Below are 22,803 nucleotides of genomic sequence, written 5' to 3' on the forward strand. Positions count from 1 at the left end.
CGTCCTATTCCTCTACCTCTGCGAGTGAAAGTTCTAGGAGCTGACGCAGCACACCCTGGTCCACGTTGGAGAGCCTGGAGATGTAGAGGCAGGCCTTACCCACCTGGTGGGGACCCAATTGCCCGAGTAGTTCAGGCCACTTCTGTGCGTAGTCACCCACTAGGTAGATCGTATGGCGGGTTGGTCCCGGCGCGAATGCCAACAGGGGCGCTGTTCCACTGTGGCCACTGTCGTAACGGTAATGATGTGTTCCGAACCCGATGATTCGGCCCGCCCACACCACTGGGGGCTGCCCCGTAACAGCTTCGTGAAGTGCCATCAGCTGATCCACCTCGAGTCGACGCGGCCCTGTCGCCCGATCTAGAACTGGTTCGACCGGTAGATCAGACGGAGACATGGCTGGCTGTTTCGCTGGCATTAAGACCCCCTTTTAGTCTCCCGGTTACCTTCTCCCTCCAACGCTAAACCAAAGCTCCGACAAAACAACACTGCAGGGCACGCCTTTTCAGACCTATGCCCTGCAGTGTCAGTTGATACCCAGGAGGAGCGTCTAGTCCTTGACGGTGCCCGCGAAGGCTGCCATCTTGGCCTGGTAGTCCGGGTACTGCTCCATCGTCATCGGTTTGGGCCAGTCATCGGCGCGGAAGTAAGCGTCGGTACCACCGTCGAGGAAGATGACTGAGCCACAGAGGAAGTTAGCGGCGGGCGAGAGCATGAAGATGACCCACTTGGCAACCTCTTCCGGCTTACCAAACTCGCGAACCGGGATCGGGAAGGACTTGATTGCCGGGGCCAAGGCCGGATCTGCCAGCTGCTTCTCAATTAGCGGCGTACGAACTGCACCCGGGGCGAGTGCGTTGACTCGGATCCCCTTTCCGGCCCAGTCCTCAGTGACACCGATGGTTCGCATCCAGTGGGTGATGGCCACCTTAGAACCCGCGTACATGAAGTTCGGGAATGCCACATCACCGTAAGAGGCACCAATCTCAAGAACCTTTTCGATATCGCGAGCCTGGAATGCCTTGATCAGATCCTCAGGAATTCCCGGAATGGTGGTGGTTGAGTTAGAGGAGAAGATAACCACCTTGGCATTGCCAGCCGCAGCCAGTAGGTCATGCAAGCCTTCCAGAATCTCCACTACGCCCAGGTAGTTGACCTTGGCGATGATTTCCTCACGGCCCGGGAGCGGACCCAGTCCTGCGGCGAGGACGGCTCCGTCAAGGCGGGTTCCCGCCTGGCGCAGGGTTTCTTCGACCGCGTGACGACGACCCTCTTCGGAGGAGAGGTCGGCGATGACATCCGTGCTGTGCAGGTCAATTCCGATGACCCGGTGGCCTTCCCAGCGCAGCTGTTCAGCAGCCGCACGACCCATACCGGATGCCGCACCTGTTACAACGTAGACTCCCACGATGACTCCTTTGTCTTTATCTTGATTGTCTGGGACGAGAATGGAAACACTGTTTCCACGCCCCACATGTTCGATGGTAACGGCCCACAGCAAACCGCACGTGTATTTTTGCAACCTGTTTAGACTGAGACGTAAGTCCCATAGGGGCCTTGAGAGTTCAGGAGGAACATCATGGATCTGGCCGCCCGACCCATCGCCCCCGACCCGTATGACATGCTTCCCCGGGTCCCATCATTTCCAGTCACCTCAATCGACTTTTCCGACCACGGACCCATCCCCATTCGTCACAGTGGTGAGGGCGAACACCTCTCTCCCGGGCTGAGTTGGTCAGGTTTCCCACCTGAAACCCGTAGCTTTCTCATCAGCTGCTTTGACCCAGACGCCCCAACTCCGGCCGGGTTTTGGCACTGGACCGTTGTCAACCTCGATCCCACCGTCACGGAGCTCCTCCCCGGGGCCGGAAGCAGGGACGACCTCCTTCCCCCCGGAGCATTCCACCTCGGCAACGACGGCGGGGGTCTCTCGTATACCGGTCCTATGCCACCGCGGGGCGACCGGGCCCACCGCTACTACTTTGCAGTCCATGCCCTCGATATCGACGACCTCGGCCTCGACAGTAGCGCCACTCCGACGCGAGCTGCCTTCACCATTTTGGGTCACACGATTGCACGTGGCGTTCTCGTTGGCACCTACCAGCGCTAAACCGAAGGGAAACAGAGCGAAAATGAACGAGCAAGTGCGAGTTACTTTTGAACCTCACGCACACCGGTTTGCTGCCCAACTCGGAAACGAGGTGGTTGGCGAACTCACCTACCGGATGGATCGCGACACGATGATCCTGGTTGAGACCCGGGTCGACCCCGAACACGAGGGACGGGGCATCGGGAGTGCGTTAGCTCAGTTCGCCTTCGAGATGGCCCGTGAATCCGGGGATACGAAGATCCGCCCGCAGTGCCCGTTCGTCGCGGCCTGGGTCAACAAGCACCCGGACTACCGGGACCTGCTGGCCTAGGACTTCTTCGCCGAGGACGACTGGGCCTTCTGCGCCGCAACGGCCGGTGGAACCGGATCCTCGGCCTGCCAGCCATAGAGGCTAATGGGCGAGTTAGCGGCGTCCTCACCGAGGTTGTAGGTGGGGTTGTAGTCAAACAAATGCGAGGTCCGGCGGATGAAGTCATCGGCTACAGGGGCGAAAGAAAGCCAGTCCACGTAGGCCTGGTACTCGTTCTGCCAGTCGTTGGTCGGCTCTATCTCGCTCATGCGCAGAGCTACCAGGCGTAGCTTCACAAAGCGGCTGATGTACTGGTCTGCACTCTCGAACATCTCGGTATGGTCCTCCTCCCACTGGCGCTTCAGGTTGAGGTTCTGCTCCAGCCGGGCCGGCAGCGGGGCCTGGTGGTCGAAACCAGCGTTCGGGATCGGACCGACAGCGAGGTCACCGTCGAGCGCGGCGGCCTTCTCTGCCCTGGCAACGAACGTGTCGCTATCAACCGGCTTGGCGCCCTCTGGCTCCGGCCAGCGGAACAGCTCGTAGACCTGGCCCCGGCAGCTCTCAAAGGAATCAAGGAGGCGTTCCAGTTCAGGCAGCTTTGAGGCCGGGTGGTTCAACGGGAGCCCTGATTTCAACCCCTCGAGGGTCCCCGCGATGTTGAAGACCGCGAACGGCATCGAGAAGCGGTCTTTGCCGCTGTAGAAGTAGATCGAAGAGTGGTCTGAGGCGATGCAGTCAAAGTAGGCGTTCATTGCCTCGCGGGTGGCAGCCAGGTGGGTCTCGAGGCTCACCTTGTCCTCACGCGGCAGGTAGGGGGCAAGGGTGGCCAGGGGGGCGGTGACGTAGTCATAGCGGCTGGGGAAGCAGGCGCACAGCGTCCTCAACGCCTCAATGGCGTTGAAGATGTTAACCAGGTAGGTGATCACCAGTGACAGCAGCAGGACGCTGATCAGCGTCTCTGAAACCGAAAGAATGCTGACCAGAGTCGCATCCGGTGTCATCCCGATCGCCCCGACCGTTGCGAACTGGGCGATGCTGAAGTACATGGCGCCGACAAATCCCCCGGGAGAGCCAGGTCCGGCGTGCAGGTGCCCCATTTGCATAGCCCCGAAGTAGATCAAGGCGAAGCCCAGCAGAATCCCTGTGACCCAGATGGCGATGCCCGACAGCAGAATCACGCCGGTCAGTGCGCGGTAGATCCCCACCCGCAGCCTCCGGTTGAGCGGTCGCACCAGCCAGTGGATAAAACGCCACTCGAGGGCGATGGCGGGGTTCACCAACACCCCGCGCTGGTTGTAGTTCATGACCGTGAAGAAGGTATCGATCAGCGTGAAGATCACCAACACAAAGCCGATAACTATTGCTACTTGACCCAAGGACTCCCTTTCCCCCCTCGCCACCACACTGCTGGGTGGCGTACGTTCAGCACCGCATCTTCGAGATAGATGCCTGTGGGGTGGTTGAAAACTCAACCACCCCACAGCCTAATAAGGATCTTTCAGACTCATCGCAAAGATGTCCTAAATCGCCAGCGGTTCATCCAGTCCGTAGATATGCACCGCACCCGGTCCACCAGCGAACACCGACTCAACTTCAGCCGTGTGAGCAACGGGAAGTACCGTCACATCGACCTCGGGGATCTCGAAGGTAGCGTTCTTGGCCCCGGCCCGCGCTGAGTCCGCCCCCTTCGGTCCCGAGACGATCCGTGAGAGCTGGGTGTGGGCACCGTAGGTGGTGTTGGTGCCATCAACGTAGTCAACGTGGACCGAAGCGACACCGCCAACCTCAGCCTTGACGACCTCTCCGCTGTCCTCGTTGCTGAGGGCGTACAGGCCATCCGTGTTGAATGCCAGTCCACCGGCAACCGCAGCCACAGAAGCCGGGTGTAACTGCATGCCGCAGGAGGGGATGAGGTGCAGTTGCACGCCCTCCCCAGCCGTCGGCCACGGCGAAAGCTGCGAGGAGCGACGCAGGCGATGATCCGAGTGATCAAGGCAGATTTCAACGCCGACCACAGGCCCACCCTCGACGCGGAAAATGGCCTTCGAATCTTCGGGCTTCTGCTTGAGGTCACCTCCCGAGAGGTCGATGGCCGGGTAGGCCACGATCTGCTCGGTGATAACCGGCTTCCCGGTGACGTCCCACAGCAGGAAGTCCTCGTTTGATGCGTAGTACTTCTCGGTGGTGGCGGTCGTGGTCGACAGGGAACCGGTGACACCCTGCAGCAGTTCCGAACCGATGATGAGGGCGCGGTTGCGCACCTCAACCTGCGGGTAGGAGTGCCCCAGCTTGACGAAGTTGACCAGCATGTCGAACAGGGCGCCCTGAATGGCACCGACCGAGTTTATCCATCCCTCACTCAGAGCCCGGACCACCTTGTTGCGCTCGACGACCGAAGGGTCGTTGAGAATCACTTCAAGATCATCAACCTGGGCTGAAATCACCGTCCCGAAGATGAACATGGTGTTGGGGTACTTCTCGGTGGGGAAGCGCTCCTGGAGCTGGCCGAGAATCGTGTCGGCCGGGTCGTCCTCGCCCTCACCGAACACGTACGGGCCAATGTCGCTGTGCCAGTAGAACTCCGGCGCCACGAAGATGTTGAGGACATCGTCCTCTTTCTTTTCCGAAATCTTGGCAAAAGCCGCATCAACGGCAGATGCCATGACGTCGAGACGCGCAGCAATGTCGGCTGTCGGGTCCGCAAGCGCCGGGTAGGTCCCCGCCACGGCTCCCGGGCCATCTACGTCCCCGATTCCGACGATGCTGGAGGGCGTGGTCGGAATGGCGAAACCTGCGAAACGAACCCTGTTGTACTTTGTCAACTCGTCCTCCTACTTGTCTGAGGTGGTGGCGGGAACCTTAGCAGGAGCCGCGGAACCCTGCTCTTTGAGCTGCCAGTCAAAGGGCGCAAAATCATCATCCGGGGTGATCCAGGACGGCTTACGCAGCTGGTAGATGATGTTTGGTAGAGCGTAGAAGACCACAACGAGGACGACGAGGATACCCACGTACAGCACCGGGCTGCCGACGGAAATCTGGTCCGGGGGGATGAAGGAGAAGGCGTAGGCAGTCAGCGAGGCCGCGAAGCCGAAGCCCGCCACAACCCACATGAGGCCGTTGCCCTTCTTACCCAGGCGGAACGGTCGGGGTGCTTCCGGTTCCTTGTAGCGCAGGTGGATAGCAGAGGCGAACATCAGCATGTACACCGTCAGGTAGAGGATGTTGGCCAGCTGGTTGAGGATCTGGTAGGCCGACTCAACCGAAGGCAGCGTGACGAAGAGGATCGCCAGTAGTGAGACCAGGCCGGACTGAACCAGCAGGATAACCACGGGTTGACCGTGCTTGTTGGTCTTGTGGAAGAACTTGGGCAGGTAGCCGGCCTTGGCGACCGCGAACATACCGGTTGAGGGACCGGCAACCCAGGTGGTGACGTTGACGAGGACGCCAACGGCCAGCATGATCGCAATGATCGATCCCAGCCACGGCACGTGCGCCCAGGCGAAGATGTCGAAGTAGGTGGTCAAAATCGCGGTCGTCAGCGAGATGTCCTTGGCGGGAACGACCCAGGCGATCAGCAGGGTGCCGATAACGAAGATGGCGACGACCAAGATGGCCGAGAGGAAGATGGCCTTGGGGTAGGTCTTCTCAGAGTTCTTAACTTCCTTGATGTGGACCGCGTTCATTTCCATACCGGCAAACATCAGGAAGACCGAGGCCGCCAGGACAATGTTGGAGAAGTTTGAGAAGTCAGGAATCAGTTCATCCCAACCCAGCTTCATCTCAGCCTTGTTGCCACCGATGATGTAGGCACTGCCGAAGATGATGAGGATGGCCATGGGAACGAAGACACCGATGATACCGCCCCACTTGGCCATCTTCTGGATGCCCTGGGAACCGAGCAGTGCAACAAAGAGAGCACCCCAGTAGACCAGCAGGACAACGGCGAGGATGAAGAACTTGTTGTTCGCCAGGCTCATTGCCTCGGTGTGGTTGGGGTTGATGTTGGCGAGGGCGACGGCACCGAATGTCAGAGCGGTCGGCAGGAAGACACAGACCTCAACCCAGGCGAGGAACATCGCCATGAAGCCGAAGCGCCCCTTGAATGCCTCACCAACCCAGCGGAAGACTCCGCCTCGTTCCGGCCAACCAGTCGCCAACTCGGCTGCTACCAGGGCCACGGGAACAAGGAAAAAGACCGCTGCGAAGAGGTAGTAGAAGACGGCGGACAGGCCGTACTCCGCCTCTGATGGCAGGTTGTTCAGCGAGATGATCGCCGTAACGTTCAGGAATACAAGACCCCACAACCCAATCGTTGCGTTTGACTTCTGGGTGGAGGAAGCTGGGGGCGGGGTGGATGGCTTCGTAGAAGTCGATGTCATCGGCAGCCTTTCTACTCTCATTTACGTGGTGCCCACAAAACTCTCACCTTCGGCCATGACGTAGCCGCAGCGAATGCATTTTCGGGCAGGCTGAAACACTTCAGCAGCGTGTCAGCCCGGGTCGGGGAAAATTCCAACCCGGTAAAATCTAGCATTTATCTACAAACCCCGAGGTGAGAACACTGTTACTTATCAGACGTCCGCGGTTTTGTCCGCAACATGGACTAACCGAACGGACAGGGAGGTCAAAGGCCGGTCCCTACCAGCGGTTGTGCACTTCTTCAGCCCAACCAACCAGGCCATCAAATTCGACGGGGCCCACGCCCTCGATATCAACCGTTCCGCCATAGATGCCAAAACACTGATCGGTGCGATTGGAAACGACCTTGAGGTCCGTCCTCGCCTGTTTGTTGTAGAAGGGCATAAAGGTAACATCAACCCGCGGGCCGTGGATATGCCAGGGCTTCCGCCAGTTTTCGATGTCGTAGTCCCAGGTCAGGGAACCGACTTTCGTCAGGCGTCCGTCGAAGTAGAGAGAGTTCTCCGTCATGCCGGTTCCATCGGTCCAGCGGTCCCCCATCTGGATTCCGAGGACGTGCGTCGCCCCCTCGAACTCGACGTACCCGGAAGCCGCGCCCCAGTTCCACTGGATCCTGTGCGGCCACCGTCCTCGACCATGGTCAAGAGTCGCCCAGGACTCCCCCGCTGGAACAGGGAAGCGCTGCCCGTCCGTCTCCACCCATCCCGAAGCAGGACGGGCGATGTCCTTCACTGTGTACTGGAAACGCTTCTTCGACCAGGGGACCACCACCCCGAGGCGTTCGTGGCCTGGCGGCAGCTCTGCCACCACGTCAAAGGCCGCCCCGGGGATACGGGCCCGCAGGCGCGTACCGCCTGGAATCGGTTCGATCGCCACAGCCAGGGGACCACTCTCAACCCTGAGCGCCTCGTCCTCCAGCGACTTCGGCAGCTCAATCGGGCGCAGAATATCTGAGCGGGAGACGTGCCAACTCTGCTCGGTGCGCCTATCAAATACCCACAACTCGTGCACCCCCGCATAGTCGATCGACGATGCAGTCAGTGCCAAGATGTGGGTCGGTGTAATGACGTTCCAGTACTCCCAGCGCTTGTTCCGTCCCCAGGTCCGGCGACCGTCAATCCCGGAGGTATCAAGAAGCGGTTGACGCATCCAGCCCACGGCCTCTGGATTGAGGCGGTTGTTCTTGACGAGGGCGACGGGGGCCGTGATCTCTGGTTCGACAGGAAAAGCGTTGGTAGTCATGGGGTCATTGTTCCCCAAAACGGGGATACTTAGGCGGCTTCGACATCGGACTTAGCAGCAACCTGACGGTTGACGGCCTTTCCAAGCACAACGAAGAAGACGGTGAGTCCCGCGGTGAGGATGATGTGACCAAGACCTGCGATGCCCGAGATCATCTTGTTCGATTCAACGCCGGCTACCGTCATGGAGCCGTGAACGCTGAGCATTGCCGAGGTGAGGACGACACCGACGTTGTAGAGCCAGAAGAACCAGTTGAACAGTTTCTTCTTCAAGCTTCACTTTCAAGATTGGTGCGACGGTTCGCCGGAGGTCGGTATCCAGCAAGTGTCTCTGAGCTCTTACCCCTGGGGGTAACGGCCTTCTGACAATGCTTCGACCCTATGGGACAGGAGCCCCAAAGCGGAGGCTGTGCGAACACCGTCACCTCTGCAGGGATTGACCAAAGAGTCACTTGCTCCCTAAAGTGATGCTCGTTTGCTTAGTCAAGTGATGGATTTTGAGGGGTGAGTATGCCGAAGGACCAGGTGGCACTGCAGACCTGGCTGTACCTGTCTCGCTTCGTACACCGCAGCAACTGTATTTCGAACGCCTACCTGACGCGTTTCGACCTGACTGTGGCCCAGTTTGAGGCACTCACCCACATCGAGGTCGCCCAGCCCGTGACTCAGACCGACCTCGCCGGTCGCCTGACACTGAGCGGTGGTGGGGTGTCGCGAATGCTGACCCGGCTTGAAGAAGACGGCCTGATCGCCCGTACCCAGCAGTGGAAAACCAAGTACATCTCCCTCACGGACCTCGGAATGCAGAAGCTTCGCGAGGTTTATCCGAAGCAGGTGGCGCTGCAGGTATCGATGTTCGAGGACGTCCTCAACGAGAGCGAACTACAGCAGCTGGAAACCCTGATGGCAAAGCTGCACACAAACATTCTTGACAGGTGCGCCCCTACTGAGGGAATCGCCTCCACCACTAACGAACCGTGCCTGACTACGGAGATGAGCTAATGAATCAAGAGAGCATGATGGTGCAAAACCGCATCGACCCCGGTGCGGGACTTGAGTTCGGCATGTATACCCTGGGTGATCACCTGCCGAACCCCTCGACGGGTGAACGGGTTAGCGCCCGCGAACGAATCCGTGAGTTCGTGGAGTACAGCAAGCTTGCAGAGCAGGCCGGGTTCGACTTCTTTAGCGTGGGTGAAAGCCACCAGGAGTTCTTTGCCTCCCAGGCACACGCTGTCATCCTCGGGGCAATTGCGGAGGCGACCAGCACCATCAAGATTGGTTCGTCCTCGACTATCGCCTCGACTTCCGATCCCGTGCGTATCTACGAGAACTTCGCAACCCTGGATCTGCTTTCGGATGGCCGCGCCGAGATCATCGCGGGACGCGCCTCCCGCATCGGCCTCTTCGATCTGCTCGGTTACGACGTGCGAGACTACGAGGAGCTGTTTGAGGAGAAGTTCGACCTCCTTCGGCAAATCAACCGTGAAGAAGTGGTGAACTGGCAGGGTCAGTTCCGCCCTCCCCTGCACAATGCTGAGGTACTCCCCCGCCCCGTGGACGGACAGATGCCGATCTGGCGCGCTGTTGGTGGACCCCCTGCCAGCGCAATCAAGGCTGGTATGGCTGGGGCTCCGATGGTTCTGGCGCAGCTCGGCGGACCCGTCTCTAGCTTCAAGTACACCATCGATGTTTACCGTGACTCCTTGGCGCGCAGCGGTTATGACCCCGCGGACTTCCCCGTGGCCACCGCAGGCTTCCTCTACGTGGCTGAGACCTCCCAGAAGGCGCTGCAGGAAACCTACCCTCACATCAATGAGGGCATGATCCGGACCAACGGTCGCGGCATGCCGAAGCAGATGTTCGCCCAGGGCACCCACCCCCACAACGTGCAGAACATCGGCAGCGTGCAGGAGGTTATCGATAAGATCCTCTACCAGCACGAACAGTTCGGTCACCAGCGCTTCATGGGGCAGATGGACTTCGGTGGCATCCCCTTCAAGAACGTCATGCGCAACATCGAAGTTATCGGCGAAGAAATCATCCCCGTCGTCAAAAAGTACACCCGGGCCAAGAACCAGAACGAGGTGACCCAGCCGTGAAGATCGTAGGACTATCTGGATCCAGGGTGGGGACCTCCACCAAGACCGCCATGACCCACGCCATGGACGTCCTCGCGATGAACTATCCCGAGGTCGAAACGCAACTCCTCGACCTCGCCGAACTGGACGTCCAGTTCTCAGACGGACGCAACTACCTAGAGTACGAGGGCGATACCCGCGACATCGCCACCGCCCTCATGGAGGCCGATGCAATCATCGTCGGTACCCCGATCTTCCAGGCTTCCATCCCAGGCGCCCTGAAGAATGTCTTCGACCTGCTGCCCGTCAGCGCCCTCGAAGACAAGGTGGTCGGAATCATCGTCACCGCCGGAACCGACAAGCACTTCCTGGTGGCTGAGCAGCAGCTGCGCCCCATCCTCACCTACATGAAGGCCCAGGTGGTGCAGAGTTACGTCTTTGCTGAGGGGTCCGCTATTCACCGCGGTCAGATCATCAGCGACGACGTCACCATGCGTATCGACCGCCTCCTTGAGGACACCGTGACCCTGACCAACACCTACGCGCTGATGAGGCAGGAACGAGAGGCGCAGTACGCGTTCTAAAGTCCCTTTCAAAACCGGTGGGTGTGTCTTCCTCAGAACCCATGGATTACGATCAGGAGATCCTGGGTTCATCCGAGGATCGTCGGTCCCTGGATCCCGGGCAGATCGTGGGGGGAACTGCAATGACAGGTATCACCGAGAACGGCATTGAGATCGACCGCGAGATCGCTGCACCACCGGCCCTGGTGTTTGAAGCTCTGACACGTTCGGAGATGTTTGCGCGCTGGTTTGGTGGCGGTGAGGTAGAGGTTCCATTCGACCGCCTCGACTATCACGCAGAGGTGGGCAAGAAGTGGGTTGCGACCATGGTGCTGCCCGATGGAGACACGATTGACTGGGCTGGGAAGTTCCTCGAGGTCGATCCTCCGTTTCATCTGCTGATGACGATCACGGATCAGCCGCCTGAGGACAACGCCAGCCAGCTGGCATATGACCTGACTACCACGGCCACGGGAACACACCTGCGGGTCTCGCAGGAAACCCCGGGCTTCACCGAGGAAGAGCAGTTGGCCACCATCGCCGGCACGCAAACCTTCTTGGACGTCCTCGTCGAGATCGTGGAGGGGTAGCAAGCAAAGAACCCCGGCATCTCAACGATGCCGGGGCCTGTGTCGTGGAGCCGAGGGGACTCGAACCCCTAACCCTCTGCTTGCAAAGCAGATGCGCTACCAATTGCGCCACGGCCCCTACGTTGGAATCCTTAGGTTTCCCTAGTTCATCCTGCCTCTTGCGGTCATTTCCCGTTACCGGGCTTGACGCTGTGCCAGAAGCGATCGTTGTCCATCATATCCATGACCATCGAAGTAGCAAGAACTGCGACCCCGAGAACTACAACACTAAGTGCTGCGCGTCCAAGGAACTTCATTCCTACACCTTCCGGCCCTGTTGATGGTGGGCCTAGATGGACTCGAACCATCGACCTCAGTCTTATCAGGACTGCGCTCTAACCAACTGAGCTATAGGCCCCTCAACAAAGAGAAAGATTACCTGCTGAGCAATAAATAGCCAAACCATGAGGCCCCCGAATGGCGCGATTTACATCACCGTTCAGGGGCCCTGTGGTTAGGAACAGTCTGGCTTACTCATCCATCAGAGAGACCCTGATGCCACCGACCAAAGTTGCAACCAGGTTGTAGAGCAAGGAAACCAGCGTGGCAATCGCCGTGAAGATGACGATGTTCGCTACGCCAATGATGGTGGCGTACGAAATGACGCGGGGAAGTCGGACGTACTCAAGCAGGGTGAGGAAGCGATCGGCCCCAAGGTCGATGAGGAAGTCCTCAACAGATCCAAAGACGTTCATTCCGTCGAGGACGAACCAGACCACAACCGTTGCGACAACCGAGGCGATGCCGAGGGCGATCGATAGAAGGAAAGAGACCTTCAGGACCGGCCAGGCATCAATCTTGGCAATCGTCAGTTCAACGCTGCGGGGCTCATCAACATAGTGGGAGTCGTGGTGCTCGTACACCTCATCACGGTTCTCCGTGTCGTCTTTATACCCGGCGTGAGTGGGTGCTTCGTAGCTGCCCTGCGTCTGATCACTCATTCGCGTTCTCCTCGCTGCTCACAGCGTCGGCTTCCTCAGGTGAGGTGATTACCTCAGTGGCCTCTTCGGCCTCTTCCGAGCCTACCTGAGACTCTTCCTCATCCACCTGCGACTCCGTGTTCCTCGTAATAGCAATTACTCGGTCTTCTTCGTCGGGACGAGAAAGGATGACGCCGACGGTGTTACGTCCGGTGGGGCGAACATCCGAAACATTGACGCGGATGATCTTGCCGCCCTCAGTAATCGCCAGCAGTTCCTCATCAGCCGTGGTGACGAGGGCGCCCACCAGGTCACCCCTGTCCTTACGCAGGTCAGCCACCTTGATACCGAGGCCACCACGCCCCTGCGACCGGTACTCGGAGAGCGGGGTACGCTTCGCGTAACCGCCCTCGGTAACAACCATGAGGTCGGCCCCCTCCTTGACGACCTCCATGCTGAGCAGCTCGTCGCCCTCTCGCATGCGAATGCCGCGGACGCCCGAGGTGGTACGACCCATGGGGCGCAGCGCCTCATCGGAAGCCTCAAAACGCAGTGACATGCCGTTGCGGGTCGCAAGAATGAGGTCATCCGTGGCGTTGGCGATCTGTGCCGAGACCAGCTCGTCTGAATCACCGTCTTCGTCCTCACGAAGGTTGATCGCGATGACACCGGCCTGACGCGGAGAGTTGTAGGCCGACAGCTTCGTCTTCTTCACCAGACCGTCACGGGTGGCGAGGACGAGGTAATCGGCATCCTCGTAGGTGGTGATGGCCATGACCTGGGCGATCGACTCACCGGGACGGAAGGCCAGCTGGTTGGCAACGTGCTGCCCCTTGGCGTCTCTACCGCCCTCGGGTATCTCATAGGCCTTGACCCGGTAGACCTGGCCCTTGTTCGTGAAGAACAGCAGCCAGTCGTGGGTATTGGTGACAAAGAAGTGGGCAATCGCGTCATCCGTGCGCAGGGAAGTTCCCCGCACACCCTTACCGCCGCGCTTCTGCGCCCGGTACTGGTCGAGCTTGGTGCGCTTTGCAAAGCCCTCTCGCGTGATTGTGACGACGACATCTTCCTGCGGAACGAGGGCCTCAATCGAGATCTCCGGTCCGTAGGGAACGATCTTGGTTACGCGATCATCGCCGTACTTGTCGTTGAGTTCAGCCAGTTCTTCACCGATAATCTCGCGCTGACGAACTGGGCTTTCCAGAATGCCCAACAGTTCTTCGACACGAGCAGCGATCTCGGCGTGCTCGTCCATGATCTTCTGGCGTTCCATGGCAGCCAGGCGACGCAGCTGCAAAGAGAGAATCGCGTCGGCCTGCACCTGGTCGACCTCGAGTAGCGACATCAGACCCTGGCGTGCTTCATCAACCGTGGGGCTGCGACGGATGAGGGCGATGACCTCATCCAACAGGTCCAGAGCCTTGAGGTAGGCCTCAAGGATATGGAGGCGTTCACGAGCCTTCGCCAGGCGGAACTGGGTGCGGCGCACGATGACATCGATCTGGTGCTTGACCCAGTAGTGGACGAAGCCGTCAATTGACAGCGTCCTCGGTACCCCATCAACCAGAGCCAGCATGTTGGCCGGGAAGGATTCTTGAAGTGAGGTGCGCTTGTAGAGGTTGTTGAGGACGACGTTGGGGATCGCGTCACGCTTGAGGACGATGATCAGGCGCTGGCCGTTGTGCCCCGAGGTCTCGTCACGGATATCTGAGATGCCCTGGATCTCTCCGTTACGGGTCAGCTCGGCAATCTTGATGGACAGGGTGTCGGGATTGACCTGGTAGGGCAGGGCCTTGATGACCAGGCAGGTGCGACCGTGAATCTCTTCAACGTCAACGATGGCGCGCTGGACGATGGAGCCACGGCCGGTGCGGTAGGCATCCTCGATGCCCTTGCGGCCCAGGATCGTTGCTCCTGAGGGGAAGTCCGGGCCCTTGATGAAGCCAAGCAGTGCCTCAAGCAGCTCTTCGCGGGTCGCATCTGGGTTCTCCAGGTACCACTGGATGCCAGAGACAACCTCGCGGAGGTTATGGGGTGGAATCCTGGTTGCCATACCAACCGCAATACCCTCGGAACCGTTAACAAGCAGGTTCGGGTAACGGGCCGGAAGGACCACGGGCTCCTGGTTCCGTCCGTCGTAGTTGTCTTGGAAATCAACGGTGTTTTCGTCAATATCGCGGACCAGCTCCATGGAGAGCGGTGCCATCTTGCACTCGGTGTAACGGGGAGCCGCCGGGCCCAGGTTTCCGGGGGAACCGAAGTTACCCTGTCCGGTTACCAGCGGGTAGCGCAGCGACCAGGGCTGCACCATGCGGGCTAGGGCGTCGTAAACCGAGGAGTCGCCGTGCGGGTGAAAGTGAGCCATGACGTCACCTACGACACGCATGCACTTGTAGAAGCCTGCGGTGGGACGGTAACCACCGTCGTACATGGTGTAGATGATGCGTCGGTGGACCGGCTTGAGGCCGTCCCTCACGTCTGGCAGAGCTCGACCAACGATGACCGACATGGCGTAGTCCAGGTAGGAACGCTGCATTTCGGACTCAAGTTCAACCGCGTCAATATGACCGGTATCGCCGTTCTCGTCCTCTTCATCACCCTGTTGGTTTTCCTCGCCAGGGGTGATGACGGTACCTGCAACTTCTGCCTGTTCGAGGGCGTCCTCGGTGGCGTCAGCTACGGCCTCAGCAATCTCTTCTGGTTCGAAGTTGTCGTCATTCACGTTCACATCACCGTTGTCGCGAGTCTCGTTGTCATCGGGAAAATTCTTCTCAGTCACTGTTGTGTTCCTCTTTTCCCGTTAAACGTCAATGAAGCGGACGTCGGCGGCGTTGCGCTGGATGAAGTTACGTCGGGACTCCACGTCATCACCCATCAGGACCGTAAAGATCTCGTCAGCCGCGGCGGCCTCGCCAACTTCAACCCGCTTGAGCAGGCGTCCGTCCGGATCCATGGTGGTCTCCCACAGCTCCGAGTAGTCCATCTCGCCAAGGCCCTTGTAGCGCTGCAGACCGCCCTGCTTGGGCAGGCGCCAACCCTTTTCGAGGCCGATTTCAAGCATGCGGTCACGTTCGGCATCCGAGTAGACATACTGGTGCGCGGCGTTCGTCCACTTGAGGCGGTAGAGCGGAGGGGTGGCCAAGTAGAGGTGTCCGGCCTCAACCAGTGGCTTCATGTAGCGGAAGAAGAACGTCATCAAAAGGGTGGCAATGTGCTGACCGTCAACGTCGGCATCCGCCATCATGATGATCTTCCAGTAGCGCAGTTTCTCAGCATCAAACTCTTCACCGATGCCGGTGCCGAGGGCGCCAATCAGAGCCTGGATGGTATCTGAACTGAGGGCCCGGTCAAAGGATGCCTTCTCGACGTTGAGGATCTTGCCTCGCAGCGGAAGGATGGCCTGCCGGTTCGGATCCCGCCCCATGACGGCTGATCCACCTGCGGAGTCGCCCTCCACGATGAACAGTTCGGAGATCAGGGGATCGCGCGATGAGCAGTCATGCAGCTTCGACGGAAGTGAAACGGCGTCGAGGACGGACTTGCGACGGGTGGCCTCACGGGCCTTCCTCGCGGCAATCCGAGCCTGCTGAGCCGACTGCGCCTTGGAGATGATGATCTTGGCTTCGCCCGGGTGCGCGTCGAACCAGTCCCCCATCAGGGCGTAGGTCTGCTGCTGGACAAATGTCCTGGCCTCGGTGTTTCCAAGCTTGGTCTTGGTCTGCCCCTCAAACTGGGGTTCCGTGAGCTTGACGGAAAGAACCGCCGTCAAACCCTCACGAACGTCGTCACCCGAAAGGTTCTCATCCTTATCCTTGAGAATCCCCTTATCCCGGCCGTACTTGTTGACGATGGTCGTCAGCGCCGCGCGGAAGCCCTCTTCGTGAGCACCCCCCTCAGAGGTGTTGATGGTGTTCGCGTAGGTGTAGAGCGTCTCCTGGTAAGAGGAAGTCCAGCGCATCGCAAGTTCCAGGGACATGGTGCCCGCATCATTCTCAGCATCAAGATCGATGATGTCGGTGTGCAGAGGTGTGAACCTCTTGGTGGTATCGAGGTACTCAACGTAGTCCGGCAATCCGCGCTGGTAGCAGTAGGAAACCCTGCGGAACTTATCCTCAGAGGAGGGGTCAACGGACTCTGGGATATCGCCGGAGATTGTCTCTCCCGTAATCTCATCCCCCGGAACGGCCTCAGCTACCCTCTGGTCCACCAGTGTGATTCGCAGTCCCTTGTTGAGGAAGGCCATCTGCTGGAAGCGACCACGAAGTGTCTCAAAGTTAAACTCAACAGTTTCGAAAATCTCAGGGTCGGGCCAGAAGGTCTGGGTGGTACCGGTTTCGTCGGTGTCACCGACCTCTTCGAGTTGCTGAACCGTCTTGCCGCCGTTGGCGAAGCCGATGGCCCAGCGCTTGCCTTCACGACGAACCTCCGTGTTGACGCGACGCGACAGGGCGTTGACGACTGAGATACCCACACCGTGCAGACCGCCGGAAACCGCGTAGCCACCGCCGCCGAACTTACCGCCGGCGTGCAGGATCGTCATGACGACCTCAACGGTCGGAAGCCCCTCGGTGGGGTGCAGTCCGACGGGGATGCCACGGCCGTTATCGCTTACCCGGACTCCACCGTCCTCGAGAATGGTGATCTCAATGTGATCACAGTATCCCGCCAGGGCCTCATCAACAGAGTTATCCACAACCTCGTAAACCAGGTGGTGCAAACCGCGTTCACCCGTCGAGCCGATGTACATGCCGGGTCGTTTACGAACCGCCTCGAGACCTTCAAGAACGGTGATGTTGGCTTCGCCGTACTCATTCCCATTGGGTTGAGGACGAACACTGTTTTCGTTCTGGTCCACTTCATCTTTCGCGGAGTCGCTCACGTACTACTCCCCTACCTGCGTCTTTACCGACGCCTAGTTCCGGCCGGAGCCGGGTATGATCTTCGTGTTGGAGCATTGGAGGCCCCGCCTTCGAAGAACTGGTGTTCCGTTTTTGCTGATTTGATTTCGGCCGAAGCCAATCATTCAGTCCGTGGGTAGCAGTGCTCCCACAATCCTTACTAATCTTACCAAGAACGCGGTTCTACCGGTTCAACCCCTTGTCGTGGTATCCCCCACGCGGAGCAGGGTTAAACGGCGCTACAGCGCAAAAACAGCGTCATTTTGCACTACCTGGTGAAATTTAGCCGTTCAAATGGAGCCTGCGGGTGCCTAGGTTATCCATAGGTGTCTCGGGGGCCCCGACCCCCGCGGTAGGTTCGCTTTCCCCTGGTCCATGATGGCGCCTGAGGTCCTCGGACGATGACCTTATCCACAACCCCCGCGCCGACTCGCTCATCGATGCGCCTGTGAATATGAGGCAACAGCAGTTGCAGTTGCTGGGCCCACGCTGTGGAATCGGCCCGTGCAATCAGTGTTCCGCCCTCAAAACTCTCAATGGGACAGTGAGCCGCCACCTGCGGTCCAACGATCTCCTCCCAGTCGGCGGTGACGGAGGCTACCGAGAGGGTGGAAGTCCACCCACGTTTCTTGGACTCCATGCCTAGGACGTCACCCAGAAGCTGAGGATCCCAACGTGATCTTCCAGGGCCGGTCTTCGAACGATACGTCCCGGGGGGCGGCGTCCATTTTTTCTTGGCACTTGAGGTCCCGGGAAACTCCTCCTCGGTGACGTCCTCATTGCCCGGTCCCTGAGTCTGATTCGATTTGGGGTTCGGTGTCTTGCCGAAATCGGCGACTCCACCCGCTGACTTTTGGACCGAGGGCGACGTGAAGTTGCCCTTTTCAAAGACTTGAGCGCGTTGCTTTCTATAGAAACTCTTGGCGGTCTCAGCGCGCCGTAGCTCGTCATCCTGATCACTCACGCCCCTCTACCCCCTCTTCGCCTACCTCTGTGTCCCCGGCGCTTTCAGTGATGACCTCAGTCTGACTGAAACCCTCTTCATCGCGGAAGACTCGAATCTTGTGAGCGCTAAGGTTATCCGGAATATCGCCCTCAACGGCCACGGTGACAATGACCTGTTCGACCTTCGCCATCTGTTCGAGCAGGCCGCGTCGGCGGCTGGTATCCAGCTCTGCAAAGACATCATCCAGAATCAACACCGGGTAGTCATCGTCAAGTCGCAAGAGCTGCAGTTCTGCCAGGCGGAGCATCAGTGCGGACGACCAGAGTTCACCGTGGCTGGCATAGCCCTTGACCGGAAGACCATCAAGAATCACTAAAAGATCATCACGATGGGCCCCCTCGAGATTCACTCCCCGGCGCAGTTCCTTGTCACGAATCTGCCGAAGTGCAAACACGTAATCCTCGGTGAGGGCAGCAATCTGAGCTTCAGCATCGCCCTCGATACGCCCCCCGACTACCTCAATCCCAGCGGAGAGGGGATTTTCTGTTCCACCAGAAGAATTCTGGTCCTCCTCTTCCCCCGTCGTGCTGCCGACCCCACTGCCCCGACCCGCCAGGTGCGAGCGGTAGGAGATCCTGGCATGCCGGTCCCCCGTGGTGATCTCGTTGTAGGCCTCGGTCACCAGGGGTTGCAGTGCGGCAACTACCGCTTGGCGGTGAACAACGATGGTTGCAGACAGCTCTGCAAGCTGTCTGTCCCACACCTCAAGAATGGACTCATCCTCGGGTGACAGGCCCCTTCCCGAACGTCCCAACTGCTTAAGGGTGGCTCCGCGCTGACGCAGAACCCGATCGAAATCCTGGCGGACTCCAAGAAAATGGGGGCGCAGCTTCGTGACGATCTCGTCGAGGAAGCGCCTCCGAGTTGAAGGGTCCCCCCTGAGAAGTTCGAGGTCCTCCGGCGCGAAAACTACGGTTCGCAGTCGTCCCAGGAGCTCCCGAGGAGCAACATTCGACTTATTGAGCCGTCCTCGATTGGCCCTTCCCCGTGCAATCTCAAGTTCAAGAAGGCTGGATCGCCCGGCCTCTTGAACCCGGGCTCGAACCACGGCCCCACCCGGCTGTTCTTCGCCCTCTTTCGCTACGCGAACCAGAGCTGAAGAGGACGAAACCCTGTGTGAAGAGAAGGTTGACAGGTATGCCAGGGCTTCAACCAGGTTGGTTTTACCACGGCCGTTCTGCCCGACCAGGACCACAACTGAGGCTGGAAGCTCAACGACCTGTTCCCGGTAGGAACGGTAGTCGTTGAGCGCCAGGTGGGAAACATACACCTCGGTTGGTTTCGGTCAGCCTATGCCCCGAAACGAACGGGCATCAGCAAGTACTTGAACATTGCGTCGGCTTCACCGTTTTCTTCAGCCTGCCCCATGACTACGGCAGCCTTGTTGGCATCGGTGAAACCGAAGCGAACGAACTCGGTGTCCAGAGCAGACAGGCCGTCCTGCAGGTAGCCGGGGTTAAATGCCGTTCGAAGTGGTTCTGCAGAGGTGGAAAGAACAACCGATTCCTGTGCTTGAGCAGCTTCCTTCTGTCCGGCATCCAGGGTGAGGAAACCGTCCTCGAACACTAGGCGAACCGGAGTTTTACGTTCCACAACCAGCCCCACGCGCTTCACGGCTTCAAGAAGTTCAACCCGGTTGCAGACATACTCCAGGGGAGTTACCTCTGGGAAAAGTTTGCGAACGGGTGGGTAGTCACCATCCATCAGCGAAGACGTGGCCTGACGGTCCCCCGTAGAGAATCCAATGATTGAGGCGCGATCTGTTGCAGATGCCTGCGAAATCGAGATGTCAATGGTTCCGCCCCCACCGAGGTTGCGTGCCACGTCCTGGAGCACTCGGGCTTTGACCAGCATCTGCGAGTTGAAGCTAGACGAGACGGGTGACCAGCGCAGTTCTCGCTGGGCTAGCCGGTAGCGGTCGGTAGCGAGGAGGGTAATCCGGTCCCCATCAATTTCAACTCTCACACCGGTGAGCAGAGGAAGGGTGTCATCGCGTGAAGTAGCAATTGCCACCTGCGTGATTGCCTGAGACAGGGCATGAGCATCGGCAGTGCCGGCCAGTTCCGGGAGAACGGGAAGTTCCGGGTAGTCCTCAAGAGCCATGGTTCCGAGGCCAAACTTGGCCCGCCCGCACTCTACGTCAACCTGTGGTCCATTCAGGGTGATGACGACATCCTGGTTGGGCAGTGCCTTGGCAATCTCAGAGATGAGTCGACCTGAGACAAGAGCTTCACCCGGCTCGATCACCTGCGCTTCAACCCGGGAGCGAGCGGAGACTTCGTAGTCAAATGATGAGAACTCAACCTCGCCCTCACCTGCTGACAGCCTCACGGCAGAGAGAATCGGGATGGTTGGACGTTGCTGCACAGCACGCGATGTCCACGAAACTGCATCCGAGAAGGCATCACGGGAGAGCTTGAACTTCACTATTCCTCCATTGAACTGCACGAAAGTCTGGCGCGGGTCCTTAACTGTACCCGTAAGAGAGACGACATTCGCCGGTCTTGTAACTACAGGTTCTTGTCCAAAGTACCCGCTTTTTCAGACCCGGAGAAGCGTCCCCCCAAATGACAGGAAAATCTCTACTGCGGGCCCACAGAGATCTTGTACTTATAGCTTTAGTAGTAGTGGTAGCAGCTGTTGAAACTGTGGACATCCCTACTTTTCGCACTCTGTGCAACGAAATCAGCTGGGGATCAATTGTTCACAGGTTCGTGGACAGTGAGGGGCTGATGTGGACTCTCCTAGCGACCAAGCTATGACTGTGCCCAATTTTCTTGTAGTTATCCACGAGGAATTACAGGAATTGGGGAGAAACCGGAGTATTCAATTCACAGCCGGGAGATTCGGCTGGCCGTTGCTGGGAACTACAAGCGTGTTAGCTGTGAATTGAAGACTGGGAGAGAGAGCCCCTGACTAGCGCCTTCGAGGCTCATCACTGCCCCGTGCCTGCTTCTTGACCCGGTTGGTGATTTCACTCACATGGTTATAGGTTTCTCGTCGCTCAGCCATCAGTCCGGTGATCTTTTTGTTGGCGTGCATGACTGTTGTGTGATCGCGTCCGCCGAAAGCCTCGCCGATCTTGGGAAGTGAGAGATCGGTGAGCTCCCGGCACAGATACATGGCGATCTGTCGAGCTTCGACCATTGGACGGGAGCGGTCGGAACTGCACAGCTGCTCGATCGTGACGTCGAAGTAGGAAGCGGTTTGGCCCATGATCAGGGCTGCCGTGATGTCAATATCCTCGGGGTCATTGAGAAGATCCTTCAGAACCATCTGCGCCAACTGAAGGTCAATCTCCTGGTTGGTCAGATTAGCGAAGGCAGTTACCCGCAGTAGGGAGCCCTCAAGTTCGCGTATGTTGGCCGAAATCCTCGAGGCAATATACTCCAGTACCTCAGGGTGGACGCTGATTCTCTCGGCTGCGGCCTTCATCTGCAGGATGGCGATTCGTGTTTCAAGGTCCGGGGGCTGCACATCGGTTGTAAGGCCCGAGGCAAAACGACTTCTTAGACGTTCTTCAAAGCCTCCGAGGGCTTTCGGAGGGAGGTCCGAGGTTATGACGATCTGCTTGCCAGCATCGTTGAGGGCGTTGAAGGTATGGAAAAACTCTTCAACAGTCTCTTTCTTGCCCTGGATGAACTGGATGTCATCGATCAGAAGAATGTCGCTCTGTCGGTAGCGTTTCTTAAATGCATCTCGCCCTCCCTCACCAATTGCACTGATGAAGTCGTTCAGGAACTCTTCGGAGTTCACATAGGTGACCTTCAGGTGGGGATAGAGAGACAGAGCGTAGTGGCCGATGGCATGGAGAAGGTGGGTTTTTCCGAGCCCCGAGTCACCGTAGATAAAAAGGGGGTTGTAAGCGCGCCCGGGAGCTTCGGCAACCGCCAGGGCAGCTGCATGAGCAAATCTGTTGGAACTGCCGATCACGAAGGTATCGAACAGATACTTGGGATTGAGGGCGATTCTCTGGGTCGGCATGTTGAGCAGGTGGCGTCGAGAGCTGTCCGAGACGGGATCTCCGGGCTGGTAGGCGGCTTGATCGACCTTCTCAAACTCTGAAACCGACCAGGAATCGTGTCCTGGAACAGGATTTGAGGCATTTTCCGGCGTGACTGCGGGATCCGGTTCGGGATCCGGTTCCAGAGACTCATCCACGGTGACGGCGATGCGCACCGTTTTGCCCAGAGTCTCAGCAAGAGCATCGGTGAGCCGTGTCGACATCCGGTTCTCGATGTAGGACTTAGTGAAGTCGTTGGGCACAGCAAGGAGGATCGTCCCCTCAATGTCGCCAAGTGGCTTCACCATCTGTAAGAACGCAGCGTGAGCAGGTCCTAGCTCATCTGGGTTGACCTGGGCGACGACCCGCTCCCAGGCAGCTGTGAGCGAAGAACCCTCCATAAACAGCGCCTTTCCTTGAATTCTCCAAAAAATGCCAGTGACATTGCACACCGGAGAGCGATGGAATGTTCTCCCCAGCCTAGCCACCGATCTAGTTTTACACGATTGTGGAGAAAATTGTGGATAAGTTTGGAGGGTCTTACATCCTTGTGATTTAGCGGGTCTCGGGCCATCTCAAGCCTAATTCTCTGTAATTCGAGGGACCTGTTCCACACGGGGCTGGGGATAAATACACCGATGTAT

General features: G+C 58.6%; 21 protein-coding genes and 2 tRNA genes. 6 read left to right on the forward strand and 17 right to left on the reverse strand.

Annotated features, from left to right (window positions below):
* Positions 1–4 precede the first annotated feature (4 nt).
* Both CS903_RS06880 and CS903_RS06885 read right to left on the reverse strand, forming a co-directional pair.
* Positions 5–418, reverse strand: a complete 414-nt coding sequence (locus CS903_RS06880; RefSeq protein ID WP_099332820.1) for a DUF1801 domain-containing protein — start codon at positions 416–418, stop codon at positions 5–7.
* Between the two features lie 132 nt (positions 419–550).
* Positions 551–1,408, reverse strand: coding sequence for an SDR family oxidoreductase (locus tag CS903_RS06885; protein ID WP_099332821.1), 858 nt, complete (start codon positions 1,406–1,408; stop codon positions 551–553).
* A gap of 171 nt (positions 1,409–1,579) precedes the next feature.
* Between CS903_RS06885 and CS903_RS06890 the strand changes: the two genes are divergently transcribed.
* Positions 1,580–2,110, forward strand: coding sequence for a YbhB/YbcL family Raf kinase inhibitor-like protein (locus tag CS903_RS06890; protein WP_099332822.1), 531 nt, complete (start codon positions 1,580–1,582; stop codon positions 2,108–2,110).
* A gap of 22 nt (positions 2,111–2,132) precedes the next feature.
* On the forward strand, positions 2,133–2,420 hold the full coding sequence (locus CS903_RS06895) for a GNAT family N-acetyltransferase (protein WP_099332823.1): 288 nt from the start codon (positions 2,133–2,135) through the stop codon (positions 2,418–2,420).
* On the opposite strand, the gene CS903_RS06900 is transcribed toward CS903_RS06895, so the two are convergent.
* The 5 genes from CS903_RS06900 to CS903_RS06920 all read right to left on the reverse strand — a co-directional run bounded on the left by CS903_RS06900 (position 2,417) and on the right by CS903_RS06920 (position 8,332).
* Positions 2,417–3,775 (reverse strand): hypothetical protein, encoded by a 1,359-nt coding sequence (locus CS903_RS06900; protein WP_129587619.1) that lies wholly within the window; start codon positions 3,773–3,775, stop codon positions 2,417–2,419. The two genes, CS903_RS06895 and CS903_RS06900, sit on opposite strands and share 4 nt — an antisense overlap.
* 144 nt (positions 3,776–3,919) lie before the next feature.
* Positions 3,920–5,221 carry a hypothetical protein gene (locus tag CS903_RS06905; protein ID WP_099332825.1) on the reverse strand — a complete coding sequence of 434 codons (1,302 nt, stop codon included), beginning with the start codon at positions 5,219–5,221 and terminating at the stop codon, positions 3,920–3,922.
* 9 nt (positions 5,222–5,230) lie between these two features.
* Positions 5,231–6,778 carry a glutamine/gamma-aminobutyrate antiporter GadC gene (gene gadC, locus CS903_RS06910; RefSeq protein ID WP_099332826.1) on the reverse strand — a complete coding sequence of 516 codons (1,548 nt, stop codon included), beginning with the start codon at positions 6,776–6,778 and terminating at the stop codon, positions 5,231–5,233.
* 259 nt (positions 6,779–7,037) lie between these two features.
* Positions 7,038–8,060 carry a DUF2804 domain-containing protein gene (locus tag CS903_RS06915; protein ID WP_099332827.1) on the reverse strand — a complete coding sequence of 341 codons (1,023 nt, stop codon included), beginning with the start codon at positions 8,058–8,060 and terminating at the stop codon, positions 7,038–7,040.
* Between the two features lie 29 nt (positions 8,061–8,089).
* The gene (locus tag CS903_RS06920) at positions 8,090–8,332 is read right to left on the reverse strand and encodes a DUF2871 family protein (protein WP_099332828.1); all 243 of its coding nucleotides are present in this window, start codon (positions 8,330–8,332) and stop codon (positions 8,090–8,092) included.
* A gap of 237 nt (positions 8,333–8,569) precedes the next feature.
* Between CS903_RS06920 and CS903_RS06925 the strand changes: the two genes are divergently transcribed.
* Genes CS903_RS06925 through CS903_RS06940 form a run of 4 tightly spaced genes read left to right on the forward strand, consistent with a single transcriptional unit; the run spans position 8,570 to position 11,293 of the window.
* On the forward strand, positions 8,570–9,061 hold the full coding sequence (locus CS903_RS06925) for a MarR family winged helix-turn-helix transcriptional regulator (RefSeq protein ID WP_099332829.1): 492 nt from the start codon (positions 8,570–8,572) through the stop codon (positions 9,059–9,061).
* On the forward strand, positions 9,061–10,161 hold the full coding sequence (locus CS903_RS06930) for an LLM class flavin-dependent oxidoreductase (protein ID WP_207203779.1): 1,101 nt from the start codon (positions 9,061–9,063) through the stop codon (positions 10,159–10,161). Before CS903_RS06925 ends, CS903_RS06930 begins: the two co-directional genes overlap by 1 nt.
* The gene (locus CS903_RS06935; protein WP_099332830.1) at positions 10,158–10,724 is read left to right on the forward strand and encodes an NADPH-dependent FMN reductase; all 567 of its coding nucleotides are present in this window, start codon (positions 10,158–10,160) and stop codon (positions 10,722–10,724) included. Before CS903_RS06930 ends, CS903_RS06935 begins: the two co-directional genes overlap by 4 nt.
* Positions 10,725–10,747: 23 nt before the next feature.
* Positions 10,748–11,293 (forward strand): SRPBCC family protein, encoded by a 546-nt coding sequence (locus CS903_RS06940; RefSeq protein WP_129587620.1) that lies wholly within the window; start codon positions 10,748–10,750, stop codon positions 11,291–11,293.
* A 45-nt stretch (positions 11,294–11,338) separates the two neighbouring features.
* On the opposite strand, the gene CS903_RS06945 is transcribed toward CS903_RS06940, so the two are convergent.
* The 10 genes from CS903_RS06945 to dnaA all read right to left on the reverse strand — a co-directional run bounded on the left by CS903_RS06945 (position 11,339) and on the right by dnaA (position 22,560).
* A tRNA-Ala gene (locus tag CS903_RS06945) sits at positions 11,339–11,411 on the reverse strand.
* Positions 11,412–11,457: 46 nt separating this feature from the next.
* The gene (locus tag CS903_RS09615) at positions 11,458–11,589 is read right to left on the reverse strand and encodes a hypothetical protein (protein WP_277984878.1); all 132 of its coding nucleotides are present in this window, start codon (positions 11,587–11,589) and stop codon (positions 11,458–11,460) included.
* Between the two features lie 24 nt (positions 11,590–11,613).
* Positions 11,614–11,690 (reverse strand) — tRNA-Ile (locus CS903_RS06950).
* Positions 11,691–11,802: 112 nt separating this feature from the next.
* Positions 11,803–12,195, reverse strand: coding sequence for a DUF3566 domain-containing protein (locus CS903_RS06955; protein WP_370737658.1), 393 nt, complete (start codon positions 12,193–12,195; stop codon positions 11,803–11,805).
* 70 nt (positions 12,196–12,265) lie between these two features.
* On the reverse strand, positions 12,266–14,788 hold the full coding sequence (gene gyrA / locus CS903_RS06960; protein WP_099332898.1) for a DNA gyrase subunit A: 2,523 nt from the start codon (positions 14,786–14,788) through the stop codon (positions 12,266–12,268).
* A gap of 264 nt (positions 14,789–15,052) precedes the next feature.
* Positions 15,053–17,107, reverse strand: a complete 2,055-nt coding sequence (gyrB, locus tag CS903_RS06965) for a DNA topoisomerase (ATP-hydrolyzing) subunit B (protein ID WP_099332899.1) — start codon at positions 17,105–17,107, stop codon at positions 15,053–15,055.
* A 359-nt stretch (positions 17,108–17,466) separates the two neighbouring features.
* Positions 17,467–18,114: a DciA family protein gene (locus CS903_RS09560; RefSeq protein WP_242491787.1), complete on the reverse strand. Its 648-nt coding sequence runs from the start codon at positions 18,112–18,114 to the stop codon at positions 17,467–17,469.
* Complete coding sequence (gene recF, locus CS903_RS06975; protein ID WP_099332833.1) at positions 18,107–19,426, reverse strand: DNA replication/repair protein RecF; 1,320 nt, start codon at positions 19,424–19,426, stop codon at positions 18,107–18,109. Before recF ends, CS903_RS09560 begins: the two co-directional genes overlap by 8 nt.
* Positions 19,427–19,446: 20 nt before the next feature.
* Positions 19,447–20,583, reverse strand: coding sequence for a DNA polymerase III subunit beta (gene dnaN / locus CS903_RS06980; RefSeq protein WP_099332834.1), 1,137 nt, complete (start codon positions 20,581–20,583; stop codon positions 19,447–19,449).
* A gap of 489 nt (positions 20,584–21,072) precedes the next feature.
* Positions 21,073–22,560: a chromosomal replication initiator protein DnaA gene (dnaA, locus tag CS903_RS06985; protein ID WP_099332835.1), complete on the reverse strand. Its 1,488-nt coding sequence runs from the start codon at positions 22,558–22,560 to the stop codon at positions 21,073–21,075.
* Positions 22,561–22,803: the final 243 nt, after the last annotated feature.

The sequence above is a fragment of the Actinomyces minihominis genome (genome assembly GCF_900187855.1).
Lineage (GTDB): Bacteria > Actinomycetota > Actinomycetes > Actinomycetales > Actinomycetaceae > Scrofimicrobium > Scrofimicrobium minihominis.

What these genes read in the sequence shown, in the direction of transcription:
- CS903_RS06880 (WP_099332820.1), bottom strand. Translation starts at nt 418, where the DNA reads ATGCCAGCGAAACAGCCAGCCATGTCTCCGTCTGATCTACCGGTCGAA.
- CS903_RS06890 (WP_099332822.1), top strand. Translation starts at nt 1,580, where the DNA reads ATGGATCTGGCCGCCCGACCCATCGCCCCCGACCCGTATGACATGCTT.
- CS903_RS06895 (WP_099332823.1), top strand. Translation starts at nt 2,133, where the DNA reads ATGAACGAGCAAGTGCGAGTTACTTTTGAACCTCACGCACACCGGTTT.
- gadC (WP_099332826.1), bottom strand. Translation starts at nt 6,778, where the DNA reads ATGACATCGACTTCTACGAAGCCATCCACCCCGCCCCCAGCTTCCTCC.
- CS903_RS06915 (WP_099332827.1), bottom strand. Translation starts at nt 8,060, where the DNA reads ATGACTACCAACGCTTTTCCTGTCGAACCAGAGATCACGGCCCCCGTC.
- CS903_RS06925 (WP_099332829.1), top strand. Translation starts at nt 8,570, where the DNA reads ATGCCGAAGGACCAGGTGGCACTGCAGACCTGGCTGTACCTGTCTCGC.
- CS903_RS06930 (WP_207203779.1), top strand. Translation starts at nt 9,061, where the DNA reads ATGAATCAAGAGAGCATGATGGTGCAAAACCGCATCGACCCCGGTGCG.
- CS903_RS09615 (WP_277984878.1), bottom strand. Translation starts at nt 11,589, where the DNA reads ATGAAGTTCCTTGGACGCGCAGCACTTAGTGTTGTAGTTCTCGGGGTC.
- gyrA (WP_099332898.1), bottom strand. Translation starts at nt 14,788, where the DNA reads ATGCAGCGTTCCTACCTGGACTACGCCATGTCGGTCATCGTTGGTCGA.
- dnaA (WP_099332835.1), bottom strand. Translation starts at nt 22,560, where the DNA reads ATGGAGGGTTCTTCGCTCACAGCTGCCTGGGAGCGGGTCGTCGCCCAG.